Source organism: Bacillus sp. PAMC28748 (genome assembly GCF_014250415.1).
In the GTDB taxonomy this organism is placed as follows: domain Bacteria; phylum Bacillota; class Bacilli; order Bacillales; family Bacillaceae; genus Bacillus; species Bacillus licheniformis.
In genome coordinates, this window is the sequence record NZ_CP060192.1 from 1,735,284 (window position 1) to 1,747,389 (window position 12,106).

The following is a 12,106-nucleotide window of genomic DNA, read 5'->3' on the forward strand; positions in this document are numbered from 1 at the left end:
TTGCCCGCTGTTTCATCCTGTGATAGTCTTATGTGTGGCGGTGATAAAAGTGGAGAGGGTTAGAGTAAGAGTAAGAAAACCGAAAAGAAAAAGGCGAAAAATCATAAAGCGCCTGTTTACATTAACTTTGCTGGTTATCATAGCAGCAGCGGGTTATACCTACTTTGAATACAAAAAAGGCTTATCTGAATCTGACGGAGATTTTAAAGAAGACGGACAGTTTGAATTTAACGGGGAAGGCTCTGATCTTGATGAAGTGAACATCCTCGTTCTTGGGATCGATTCAAGAGGGGAAGACCATTCAAGGTCTGACTCCATGATGGTCATCCACTATAATAAAAAGCAGAAACAGCCTAAATTGATTTCGATTATGAGGGACAGCTATGTCGACATTCCGGGATATGACAAGCAAAAAGTCAATGCGGCTTATGCATACGGAGGCCCGGAACTCGTCAGAAAAACATTAAAAGAATCCTTTGATTTGGACATTAACTATTACGCTGTCATCGATTTTAAAGGTTTTGCCAAAATCGTTGATGCGGTGGCGCCTGACGGCATCGAAGTCGATGTTCCGAAAAAAATGTCATACGGAATCGGCATGACACTGCAGCCGGGAAAACAAGTTCTTCACGGTGAAAGGCTGCTGGGCTATGTCCGGTTCAGGCATGACAGAGAAAGCGATTTTGGACGGGTCAGAAGGCAGCAGGAAGTCTTTTCAAAGCTTCAAAAAGAAGCGGTGAGCATCGGAAATATCGCACAGCTTCCGAAGCTGTGGGGGCTCGTCGATCCGTATATTGAAACAAACATTCCGAACGGCGTCATACTCTCCGTCGGCAAAGACTTTTTGCTTGGAAGCGTAAAAGAAACCAAAAGCTTCAGGCTGCCGGTTGACGGATCATTTACGAACAAAGACGATCCAAAATACGGGGCAGTCCTTGATTTAGACCTTGAACAAAACAAGGAAGAGCTGAAACGCTTTTTAAATGAGTGATCAAAAAATCCGCCGGGAAACCCGGCGGATTTTACTGATCATATTTTTTTAGTCCCCGGTCATAAAGGAAATTGCCGAATGGAACAAATGCGGCCACAAGACCGGCAGCCGGCCATTTCACAGACCACCTCAGCACAAAAGTTGCATACAACAGAACAAACAAATACAAAATAAACAATCCGCCGTGAACCGATCCGACAATCGTAACGGCCATCGGGTAATCCGCCCAATATTTAAGCGGCATGGCGATGAACAGCAGGATTAAAAGCGACATGCCTTCAATAAAACCCATCAACCGAAGGCGGCCAATCGGCGTTTGCAGCATAGTATACCTCCTGTGGAGTGATAGTCTACCTTTATACTATAAACCAAAAGGGGACAAATATGACAGGTTTTTCTCCGATTGATTTATGCGTCTGCCGGAAGCTTCATTAAAGCGCCGAAGTATTGCTGGGCAGTCGTAAAACAAATAAATGCGGTCAATTCCGTTATTTCTTCTTCTGAAAACACTTCTTTTAAAACATCAAACTGCCTGTCTGACACGCGCTCCCTCTGCGCCAAAAAGACCTCTGCAAACCCCATCGCAAAGCTCGTTTTCTGCTGATTCGGAATCTCGGGCTTCCCCTTGGCCTTGCAATATTCACACCCGTTTCCCTGAGCCAGCACACGGCGCACCTGCTCCTTCAGTTCCTTTGATAAAAAGCCATCTCCTGACAGCTCCTCAGCTAAAGCCGTCCAGCTTGACATCAGGCTTTCAGAGTGTCCGAGCAGCCGCTGAAACGGCGTCTCTCCTCTGTCTGAAAAATTGATTCTTGTCATATGATGATCACCTCTTCATAATCATATATAAGCAGAAGAGAAATATGAATTTCGAACGAAAGAATTTTCGTGAAAATATTAAAATAATGAAATAGAATGGAGGGAATAAAGTTACATATGAAAATTGATGATCTCGATTTTAAAATCATAGCCGAATTAAAGAAAGACAGCCGTTTATCGATGCGGGAGCTGGGCAGGAAGATCAGCCTTTCGGCACCGTCTGTGACCGAAAGAGTCAGGCGGCTCGAATCGTTCGGCGTCATAAAAAAATATACGACTGACATCGATTACCAAAAGGTCGGTCTTCCCGTTTCCTGCATCATTGAAGCAACGGTGAAAAACGGGGAATACGAGAGGTTTAAAGCGTATATCGAACGCCTCCCGAACATTGAATTCTGCTACCGGATCGCGGGAGCTGCCTGCTATATGCTGAAAATCAATGCAGAGAGCCTGGCGAAGATCGAAGCGTTTATCAATGAAACGTCTCCATATGCCCAAACCGTGACACACGTGATTTTTTCGGAAATTGAAACAAAGGAATCGTGAACATTAGAGATGCATCTGTATCATCTGTTATAATATAAGGATGCATGAACAAGAAAGTGATGTGATGATGGACGTGTCTAAAACAGTTGTTTTAGCAGAAAAACCTTCAGTCGGCCGTGACTTGGCCCGCGTGCTGAAGTGTCATAAAAAAGGAAACGGATATCTTGAAGGCGACCGCTATATCGTGACATGGGCGCTCGGCCATCTGGTCACATTGGCGGACCCTGAAGGATACGGAAAGGAATACCAGTCTTGGCGGCTTGAAGACCTGCCGATCATCCCTGAGCCTTTAAAGCTCGTCGTGATCAAAAAGACCGGAAAACAGTTTCAGGCGGTAAAATCGCAGCTGATCAGAAAAGATGTCAAAGACATCGTCATTGCAACCGATGCCGGCCGGGAAGGCGAGCTCGTCGCCCGCTGGATCATCGAAAAAGCAAAGGTCACGAAGCCATTGAAGCGTCTGTGGATTTCATCTGTTACTGACAAAGCGATCAAAGACGGATTTAAAAACTTAAAGAACGGCAAAGACTTTGAAAACCTTTACCATTCAGCTGTGGCTCGAGCTGAAGCCGATTGGATCGTCGGCATCAACGCGACGAGGGCGCTGACAACGAAATTCAACGCCCAGCTTTCCTGCGGGCGCGTACAGACGCCGACGCTGGCAATGATCGCCAAAAGAGAGGAAGATATTAAGAACTTTAAACCCGTCCCTTATTTCGGCTTGCGCGCAGCGGTCGACGGCATGACGCTGACATGGCAGGACAAAAAGACGTCACAGACACGCACGTTCAACGCATCTGTGACGTCGCAGCTTGCAGGAGCGCTGCAAGGCAAACCGGCCGTCATCGTCGACTTGAAAAAAACGGCGAAAAAAAGCTTTGCTCCCGGACTTTATGATCTGACTGAGCTGCAGAGGGACGCCCATAAACGCTTCGGCTTTTCCGCAAAAGAAACGCTGTCCGTTTTGCAGAAGCTCTATGAGCAGCACAAGCTCGTCACCTATCCGCGGACGGACTCAAGGTTTCTTTCCAATGACATCGTCCCGACGCTGAAAGACCGTTTGGAAGGCATGCAGGTGAAGCCTTATGCCCAGCATGTGGCCCGGATCCTGAAGCGGGGGGTTAAAGCCAATAAAAGCTTTGTCAACGATGCGAAAGTATCCGATCACCACGCGATTATTCCGACGGAAGAGCCGCTTGCGCTCGGCGCGTTAAGCGAAAAGGAAAGAAAGCTTTACGATTTGATCGCGAAGCGCTTCCTCGCTGTTTTAATGCCGCCGTTTGAATATGAAGAAACAAAAGTGTTTGCCGAAATCGGCGGAGAAACCTTTACGGCAAAAGGGAAAACAGTTCAGTCGCAAGGCTGGAAAGCGGTGTACGATTTCGCAGACGAAGATGATGACGAGGAAGAAAAGGATCAAACCCTTCCAAAACTCGCAAAAGGCGACACGCTTTCCGTCCGGTCTTTGACAGAGACGAAGGGTGAAACAAAACCGCCGGCGCGGTTTAATGAAGGAACATTGCTGTCTGCGATGGAGAATCCAGCCGCATTTATGCAGGGAGAAGAAAAAAACCTTGTGAAAACCCTCGGAGAGACGGGCGGACTTGGGACGGTCGCGACACGCGCCGATATTATCGAAAAGCTGTTCAACACGTTCCTGATTGAGAAAAAAGGAAAAGATATTTACATTACTTCAAAAGGAAAACAGCTCCTTGAGCTTGTTCCGTCAGATTTAAAATCTCCGGCCCTCACCGCCGAATGGGAGCAGAAGCTGTCAGGCATTGCGAAAGGAAAGCTGAAATCTTCAGCCTTCATTAAAGAAATGAAGGAGTACGCAAAGCAGACGATCAGAGAAATCAAAAGCAGCAATCAAAAGTTTAAGCACGACAATATCACAGGAACACATTGCCCTGACTGCGGAAAACTGATGCTGAAAGTAAACGGCAAACGCGGCACAATGCTCGTCTGCCAGGACAGGGAGTGCGGCCATCGGAAAACGGTCGCCAAACAGACGAACGCCCGCTGCCCGGTTTGCCATAAGCGCATGGAGCTGCGCGGCCACGGGGAAGGCCAAACCTTTGCCTGTGTCTGCGGCCACCGCGAAAAGCTCTCCGTTTTCGAAAAGCGCAGAGCCAAAGACAAAAATTCAAAAGCGTCAAAACGCGATGTACACTCTTACATGAAAAAGCAAAACAAGGATGAGCCGATCAACAATGCGCTCGCCGAACAGCTGAAGAAGCTGAAGCTTGATCAATAAAACGGGAAGCCTGCCGGGGACGGCAGGCTGTTTTAATTTGTCCAAATATCACAAAAAGCTGCTGTTATGACGCGATGATAGAAGGAGATTCACTGCGCGGAAAAAACCGGGAAATTCATGTAGCCGCGCCCAGGAAAATCGGATTGAAACATGAGGATATTCTGGATGCCGATCAATGTTGAAATCCTTGTCAGCCGCTCTTGTATAAAGACCGACTCCGCCTTTGGAAAATCGCCCCGCACTTTTGTGGCAGGGGAATTTTAGCGAAGTTGAGCACAGCCGGAAAACGAAGCATGATATCTCGATTTTCTCTTTTGCTCTGTCGGGTTTAAGAAAAGAATTGATGTACAATCAATAGGTCAGAAAGCCTGTCTACCGCCGGTTTTTTTTATATTAAAAAAGTATTTACAATGCTCGTAAACGGGAGTATGATCTCTCTATAATAATCCAAAATCGCTTAATCTAAAAAAGAGCGGGGGAACCATTTAGAGGCGTACAGCCTCCGGGGTGAATCCTTTTAAAGGTAGGGCAAACTCTCGTGAGCCCGAATCCGTCAGCTAACCTCGTAAGCGTTAAGAGAGAGGGAGATAACCTGGGAATAAAAATCCGATTCCGCAGGGGCTTTTGCCTCTGCGCTTTTTTGTGCGAAAAAATACTGAAAAAACAGCAAAGAAGGAGAAGACAATGATGTATAGTGCAATAAAGCGGTTTTTAATCGGGAAGCCATTGAAATCAAAAGAGCTTAGAGAACAAAAGATTACAAAAACAAAAGCATTGGCTTTGCTTTCCTCTGACGCCCTGTCTTCCGTCGCTTACGGAACAGAGCAGATTCTGATCGTTTTGGCGGCTGTCAGTTCCGCCGCATTATGGTATTCTCTGCCGATTGCCGCAGGCGTCATGATTTTATTGACGGCATTAATTCTTTCATACCGGCAGATCATTTTTTCTTATCCGCACGGAGGAGGAGCTTATGTTGTATCAAGGGAAAACCTTGGAGTGAACCCGGGGCTGGTCGCAGGAGGGTCTCTTCTTGTCGATTATATTTTGACAGTAGCCGTCAGCGTTTCCGCGGGAACCGACGCCATTACATCGGCAGTTCCTATGTTGCATCCGTATCATCTTCTGATAGCGATTGTGCTGGTGCTTTTGATTATGGTTTTAAATTTACGAGGGCTGACAGAATCGGCTTCAATATTGGCATACCCTGTGTATTTATTTGTGGCCGCTCTCTTGATTCTGATCGCGGCAGGCAGCTACAAGCTGCTTACCGGGCAAATCGAGCCGGCGGAGCATGCTGCAGTCGGCACGCCTGTTGCCGGGCTGTCCCTGTTTCTCCTGCTTAAAGCTTTTTCTTCAGGCTGTTCGGCATTAACCGGCGTAGAGGCGATTTCCAATGCGATACCTGCTTTTAAAGATCCCGCGCCAAAAAATGCCGCAAATACCCTTGCGATGATGGGGATATTGCTGGCTGTCCTGTTTTCGGGGATTACAATGCTTGCTTTCGGTTACGGCATCACGCCGAAAAGCGAAGAGACGGTTGTTTCGCAGATTGCATCGGAAACATTCGGGCGGTCTTTCCTTTACTTTTTCATTCAGGGCACGACTTCAATGATTTTAGTGCTGGCGGCAAATACCGGGTTCTCGGCCTTCCCGCAGCTTGCGTTTAATTTGGCCCGGGATAAATATATGCCGAGAATGTTTACGGTCAGAGGAGACCGCTTAGGGTATTCAAACGGGATCATCTTTCTCGGTATTGCATCGATTGTGCTGATTGTGCTGTTTAACGGACAGACGGAGCATCTCATTCCTTTATATGCGGTCGGCGTGTTTATACCGTTTACCCTTTCGCAGACGGGGATGTGCTTGAAATGGATGAGGGAAAAGCCGGACGGCTGGATTGCAAAAATGATCATTAATGCAGCAGGAGCCGCCATCTCCGCTGTCGTGCTGCTGATTTTATTCATTACAAAGTTTGCGCTTGTTTGGCCGATTGTCATCTTCATGCCGATTGTCATTTGGGCCTTTTATGTGGTGAAAAAGCACTATACAGCGGTGAGCGAGCAGCTGAGAATAACAGGCAAGCCTTTGGAGCCGATCAAAGGAAATATCGTCATTGTACCTGTCGCGGGTGTGACAAGCGTCGTCGAAAAGTCGGTCCAATACGCAAAAACCTTGTCAGATCAAGTGATTGCGGTTCATGTATCATTTGACAAAGAAGAAGAGAAAAAGATTGAGAAGAAATGGGAGGCTCTTCAAAACGGGGTCAGGCTTGTAACGCTTTATTCCTCATACCGAAGCTTGATCCACCCATTGGAAAAGTTTCTGGAAACAGTTGAAGCCAAAGCGGCGAGCTACAACTACTCTGTGATGGTTCTCGTACCCCAGTTCATTCCGAAAAAAAGCTGGCACAACATTCTTCACAATCAGTCCGCGCTTTTGCTGCGGCTGAGGCTCCTGTGGAAAAAAGACATAGTTGTTGCCACGCTTCCATACCATTTTAAAAAGTAAAAAACCTGCAGAGCCATGCCTCTGCAGGCTGTTTTTTTTGGCGGGTACGCTGCAAAACGTTTCAGCAGAAATGGAAGGAGGTATGGAAAAAACAAAGGAGGACGTGATATGGCAAACAAAACCGCAGGAAAAATAGCTGCAGAACTGCTGAAGGAATGGAACATTGATCATGTTTACGGCATGCCGGGCGACAGCGTCAACGAATTTATCGATGAATTGCGGCATGAAGAAAACAGCCTCCGCTTCATTCAAGTGCGCCATGAAGAAACCGCTGCTCTCGCTGCCGCAGCCGATGCAAAGCTGACAGGCAAAATCGGCGTCTGCCTTTCGATAGCGGGCCCGGGCGCCGTTCATCTGCTGAACGGCTTGTATGATGCGAAAGCTGACGGGGCGCCTGTGCTTGCGATTACAGGACAGGTGTCTTCGGATGAAATCGGGAGAGATTATTTTCAGGAGATCGGTCTTGAACGAATGTTTGAGGATGTGGCTGTCTTTAATCAGCAGGTGCATTCGGCTGAAGCCCTGCCTGACCTTTTGAATCAGGCGATCCGTACCGCATACAGCCAAAAAGGGGCCGCCGTTCTGAGCGTATCCGATGATCTGTTTGCAGAAAAGATTAAGCGGAAGGCGGTTTATACGTCTGCGCTTTATATCGAAGGCGATCTTGAACCGAAGAAAAGCCAGCTGATGCAGTGTGCACAATTGATTAACCAGGCAAAAAAGCCGGTGATTTTAGCGGGACGGGGAATGAAATCAGCGAGAGACGAGCTGGTCGAGTTTGCAGATAAAGCGGCCGCTCCGATCATCGTCACACTCCCAGCGAAAGGGGTCGTACCTGATCGGCACCCGCATATGCTCGGGAACCTCGGACACATCGGCACAAAGCCCGCATATGAAGCGATGGAGGAAAGCGATCTGTTGATCATGCTGGGGACTTCATTTCCGTACCGCGATTATCTGCCGGAAGATGCCCCGGCTATTCAGCTTGACAACAATCCGGCGAAAATCGGCAAACGGTATCCTGTCACCGCCGGCCTTGTCTGCGATGCGAAAAAAGGGCTTTTTGAACTGACGAAAACAATTGAACGGAAATCGAACCGCGCATTTTTGGAAAGCTGTATACAACATATGAGGAAGTGGCGTTATGAAGTTGAAAAAGACGAACAGGTAGCGACAGAGCCGCTGAAGCCTCAGCAGGTGATTGCAAGACTTGAGGACGCGGTCGCAGATGATGCGGTTCTGTCCGTTGACGTCGGAAATGTGACGGTTTGGACGGCACGCCATTTTAATATGACCAATCAGGATTTTTTGATATCAAGCTGGCTTGGCACGATGGGATGCGGTCTTCCAGGCGCGATTTCTGCAAAGCTTTCCCATCCGGAACGCCAGGTTGTAGCCGTATGCGGAGACGGCGGTTTCAGCATGTCTATGCACGATTTTCCGACTGCTGTCAAATACGAACTGCCCATTGTTGTCGTGATTTTAAATAATCAGAACTTGGGAATGATTCAATATGAACAGCAGGAAAAAGGGCATGTTAATTATGCGACGGCGCTCGAAAACGTCGATTATGCCAAGTTTGCCGAAGCCTGCGGCGGGAAGGGCTTCAGCGTGACAAAGCACGAAGAGCTTATTCCTGCTTTGAAAAGCGCCTTTCATTCACAAAAGCCGTCGATTATCGATGTGGCAATTGAAGACGAACCGCCTCTTCCGGGAAAAATATCCTATACACAAGCTGTAAACTACAGCAAATATATGATCAAAAAACTAGTTGAGAAAAAAGAGCTCGACTTGCCGCCGCTGAAAAAAAGTTTAAAAAGGATTTTTTAGTATGATGCCAAGGGAGATCGTCCCTTGGCTTTATAACGGTCAGATGTTAAAATTGAATGGGTAATATTGGAATGGCCGCGTATGTTTTCTTTTTGCATCAAAACCCGTCTCAACACTGTGAAAAGAGAGGGGATTGTAACGTGTATCGTTTGCCAAAAACCACCTTCAGCACCGCTTTCATATTAGCAGCCGGATTGCTGTGGATGTCCATCGTTCCTCAGCAGGCCTTCGCTCATGGTTTTATCGAAAAACCGGGGAGCAGAGCGGCTCTGTGCAGTGAGGCTTTCGGATTTCTCAATCTGAATTGTGGAAGCGTGATGTATGAGCCGCAAAGCCTGGAAGCGAAAAAAGGGTTTCCGCATAGCGGCCCGGCAGATGGACAAATTGCATCCGCAGGCGGGCTGTTCGGCGGAATTCTTGATCAGCAGTCGGAAAATCGCTGGTTTAAACATATCATGACCGGCGGAGAACACACCTTTACCTGGACATATACCGCCCCCCACAATACGAGCCAATGGCACTACTATATCACCAAAAAAGGCTGGGATCCTGACAAACCGCTTAAGCGCGCAGACTTTGAACTGATTGGCGCCGTTCCGCATGACGGTTCCCCTGCATCTCGCAATTTATCTCACCACATTTATATTCCTGAAGACCGCCTCGGGTATCATGTCATACTTGCCGTTTGGGATGTGGCTGATACTGAAAACGCTTTCTATCAAGTGATTGATGTTGATCTAGTAAACAAATAAAGCCTGGACTTTTCTTGTCTGTCTGGAAAACCGATTTGTGAATCAGCGGGTTTTGGTGCAAACAGAGAAAATAAGCGATCAAAACCCCGGCATGTTTTGGAGAGCCGGGGTTTTTGAGATTCGTTATTTCTTTTTCTTCATTGCGGCAGCCATAAACGGCAGCAGGGTGCCGAACAGCATCGTACCGCCGAAGAAATTCCCGAGGTAAGGCTGTCCGATCAAGTAGCAGACGGCAAATACAGCCGCAGCAAGACCGATCATGATGTAGCCTGGATAAAACCTTTTTTGAAAGCTTGTCCGCTGGGTAATCCGAAAAAATATCAGCCCGATGACGAGCGGGACAATCCATAGATAAAACAGTATAAATACTTTCATGTTCAAAACTCCATATTTTTTAATCTATCATACCAGATTGCAGCGTAAAATGCGTGTGACAAATCCCGGACTCATTTGCTGCGGGCCTCATATTCCTCTTTCAGAAGCCCGTATACGAAATGGTCGGCGAAGTGGTCGTGGAGCCACTCGCATTGTCTGAGGCAGCCTTCTTTCGTGAAGCCGAGCCTTTCCGGAATGGCCTGGCTTTTTACGTTTTGAACAGCGGCCCTGATTTCAATCCGGTTTAAATCGTATTCGCTGAAAAGCGTATCGATCAGCGCCCGGCAGGCATCCGTCATCATTCCTTTTCCTTGAAAAGGCTCCCCGAGCCAATAGCCGATCGAAGTCGTGCGGTTGATCCAGTTAATGTAATGGAGTCCGATGATTCCGGCAAATTGGCCTTGATGCCATATTCCCGCTTGAAACCCGTTGTTTGCAGCGGCCTGTTTCATGCTTTCTTCGATAAAAGCTTCGGTATCTTCCAGCTGCTTTGTGCCGTCCACCCAAAACAGCCATTTCCGCAACACATCTTTAGACTGTTGGATCTGCATATAAACGGCCCTGGCATCTTTTGGTTCGAGCATTTTTAAATACAGATCATCACGTACCATTAATTTAAACATCCAGAATCCCCCTTTTTCTCAGTATAATATAAAAAAGCCGACCGAGGCCGACTTTTAACCAGAAAATGTATCGTAAATCAGGAAAATATTGAGGGCGACGATTAAGGCAGCGATCAGCCATGAGACGGCTGTTATCCACTTTGCATTTTTCAGGCTCCCCATAATGCGTTTATTGCTCGTAAATAAGATAAGCGGGATAAGGGCAAAGGCGATGCCGAATGACAGGACGACCTGGCTCAAGACAAGAGCGGTTGTCGGATTCACCCCTGAAGCAATAATAGCGATCGGCGGCAAAATCGTAATGAACCGTCTTAAATAAAGCGGAATCCTGAAATTAATGAAGCCCTGCATGATAATATCTCCTGAAAGCGTTCCGACAGACGAACTTGATAAACCGGCTGTTAACAGGCCGACGCCGAACAATACGGCGGAAAGCGGACTGACCATGCTGCTGAAGTGGCTGAAGGCCACATCAAGGTCTTCGACGAAAATGCCGTTCTTATAAAACAGTGCAGCGGCTACGATCAGCATGCTCGCATTGATTGCTCCGGCAATCAGCATGGCGATCAAAATGTCGATGAACTCAAAGCGGAATATCTTTTTCTTTTCCGCTTCCGTTTTTCCGACCACTCTTCGCTGTGTGAGAGCGGAATGAAGATAGATGGCATGCGGCATCACCGTCGCTCCCAAGATTCCCGCCGCCAGCAGGATGCTGTCAGCACCATCGAAGCGGGGGACAAACATGCCCTCCAAAACCGATCCGATATCAGGTTTTGCAAAAAACGTTTGAAAGGCAAATGCGATCACGACGATGAAAAGCATTCCTGTTATCGCCGCTTCAAGCGGTCTGACGCCGCGCCTTTGCAGTTCCAAAATGGCGAAAGATCCGGCGGCAGCAATAATCGATGCTTCAAGCATCGGTATGCCGAACAGCAAGTAGAGCCCGAGAGCAGCTCCGATAAATTCGGCCAAGTCCGTCGCGATCACGACAAGCTCTCCCTGAATCCACAAGCCGATGGAGACCGGTTTGGGGAATTCTTCCCGGGCGACTTCGGGCAGGTTTTTACCCGTTGCAATTCCCAGTTTGGCTGACAATGACTGAATCAGCAAAGCCATAATATTTGAAAAAAGGATTACCCATAAAAGCAAGTAGCCGTATTTCGAACCAGCCGCGATATTTGTGGCGAAATTGCCTGGATCAATATAGGCTATAGCCGCGATAAACGCCGGACCCAAAAAAGGGAGCAGCCTTTTGAAGCCTTTGCTTTTTCCATCCAGTGCATCTTGGGCTTCTTTTGATATTTGCGAGTGTTTGGACAAATCGTGACTGACCATTTTATTCACCTATATTCTCAGTTGTTTTTCCTTGTACATAAAAGTTTCCTTAGTGCAAATTTATATCATC

The 12,106-nt window shown here is 47.5% G+C and carries 10 protein-coding genes, 1 pseudogene and 1 riboswitch; of the genes and pseudogenes, 6 read left to right on the plus strand and 5 right to left on the minus strand.

The window, feature by feature from the left end; genetic code table 11:
- Positions 1-49: 49 nt before the first annotated feature.
- The gene (locus H7F26_RS08780; protein WP_003179044.1) at positions 50-991 is read left to right on the plus strand and encodes an LCP family protein; all 942 of its coding nucleotides are present in this window, start codon (positions 50-52) and stop codon (positions 989-991) included.
- Positions 992-1,022: 31 nt separating this feature from the next.
- On the opposite strand, the gene H7F26_RS08785 is transcribed toward H7F26_RS08780, so the two are convergent.
- Positions 1,023-1,316, minus strand: coding sequence for a DUF3817 domain-containing protein (locus H7F26_RS08785; RefSeq protein ID WP_003179046.1), 294 nt, complete (start codon positions 1,314-1,316; stop codon positions 1,023-1,025).
- An 83-nt stretch (positions 1,317-1,399) separates the two neighbouring features.
- The gene (locus H7F26_RS08790; RefSeq protein WP_003179047.1) at positions 1,400-1,810 is read right to left on the minus strand and encodes a carboxymuconolactone decarboxylase family protein; all 411 of its coding nucleotides are present in this window, start codon (positions 1,808-1,810) and stop codon (positions 1,400-1,402) included.
- Positions 1,811-1,927: 117 nt separating this feature from the next.
- On the opposite strand from H7F26_RS08790, the gene H7F26_RS08795 reads away from it, so the two are divergent.
- From H7F26_RS08795 to H7F26_RS08815, 5 genes and pseudogenes are all read left to right on the plus strand, one after another.
- Positions 1,928-2,356 (plus strand): transcriptional regulator LrpC, encoded by a 429-nt coding sequence (locus tag H7F26_RS08795; RefSeq protein WP_185855252.1) that lies wholly within the window; start codon positions 1,928-1,930, stop codon positions 2,354-2,356.
- Positions 2,357-2,429: 73 nt separating this feature from the next.
- Positions 2,430-4,613, plus strand: coding sequence for a DNA topoisomerase III (locus H7F26_RS08800; RefSeq protein WP_025805960.1), 2,184 nt, complete (start codon positions 2,430-2,432; stop codon positions 4,611-4,613).
- 444 nt (positions 4,614-5,057) lie between these two features.
- Positions 5,058-5,201, plus strand: a riboswitch (cyclic di-AMP (ydaO/yuaA leader).
- Positions 5,202-5,300: 99 nt separating this feature from the next.
- A complete protein-coding gene (locus H7F26_RS08805) occupies positions 5,301-7,121 on the plus strand; it encodes an APC family permease (protein WP_011197562.1) in 1,821 nt (606 codons plus the stop codon).
- A 108-nt stretch (positions 7,122-7,229) separates the two neighbouring features.
- The gene (locus tag H7F26_RS08810; protein WP_026699246.1) at positions 7,230-8,951 is read left to right on the plus strand and encodes a pyruvate oxidase; all 1,722 of its coding nucleotides are present in this window, start codon (positions 7,230-7,232) and stop codon (positions 8,949-8,951) included.
- A gap of 179 nt (positions 8,952-9,130) precedes the next feature.
- Positions 9,131-9,697: pseudogene (locus H7F26_RS08815) on the plus strand (lytic polysaccharide monooxygenase); the annotation flags it as partial.
- Between the two features lie 129 nt (positions 9,698-9,826).
- On the opposite strand, the gene H7F26_RS08820 reads toward H7F26_RS08815, so the two are convergent.
- The 3 genes from H7F26_RS08820 to H7F26_RS08830 form a co-directional block, all read right to left on the minus strand.
- Complete coding sequence (locus H7F26_RS08820; protein WP_009330151.1) at positions 9,827-10,078, minus strand: hypothetical protein; 252 nt, start codon at positions 10,076-10,078, stop codon at positions 9,827-9,829.
- A gap of 71 nt (positions 10,079-10,149) precedes the next feature.
- Positions 10,150-10,701, minus strand: coding sequence for a GNAT family N-acetyltransferase (locus H7F26_RS08825; RefSeq protein WP_003179069.1), 552 nt, complete (start codon positions 10,699-10,701; stop codon positions 10,150-10,152).
- Between the two features lie 54 nt (positions 10,702-10,755).
- A complete protein-coding gene (locus H7F26_RS08830) occupies positions 10,756-12,036 on the minus strand; it encodes an Nramp family divalent metal transporter (protein WP_003179070.1) in 1,281 nt (426 codons plus the stop codon).
- Positions 12,037-12,106: the final 70 nt, after the last annotated feature.

What these genes read in the sequence shown, in the direction of transcription:
- H7F26_RS08825 (WP_003179069.1), bottom strand. Translation starts at nt 10,701, where the DNA reads ATGTTTAAATTAATGGTACGTGATGATCTGTATTTAAAAATGCTCGAA.
- H7F26_RS08790 (WP_003179047.1), bottom strand. Translation starts at nt 1,810, where the DNA reads ATGACAAGAATCAATTTTTCAGACAGAGGAGAGACGCCGTTTCAGCGG.
- H7F26_RS08795 (WP_185855252.1), top strand. Translation starts at nt 1,928, where the DNA reads ATGAAAATTGATGATCTCGATTTTAAAATCATAGCCGAATTAAAGAAA.
- H7F26_RS08810 (WP_026699246.1), top strand. Translation starts at nt 7,230, where the DNA reads ATGGCAAACAAAACCGCAGGAAAAATAGCTGCAGAACTGCTGAAGGAA.
- H7F26_RS08785 (WP_003179046.1), bottom strand. Translation starts at nt 1,316, where the DNA reads ATGCTGCAAACGCCGATTGGCCGCCTTCGGTTGATGGGTTTTATTGAA.
- H7F26_RS08820 (WP_009330151.1), bottom strand. Translation starts at nt 10,078, where the DNA reads ATGAAAGTATTTATACTGTTTTATCTATGGATTGTCCCGCTCGTCATC.
- H7F26_RS08830 (WP_003179070.1), bottom strand. Translation starts at nt 12,036, where the DNA reads ATGGTCAGTCACGATTTGTCCAAACACTCGCAAATATCAAAAGAAGCC.
- H7F26_RS08805 (WP_011197562.1), top strand. Translation starts at nt 5,301, where the DNA reads ATGTATAGTGCAATAAAGCGGTTTTTAATCGGGAAGCCATTGAAATCA.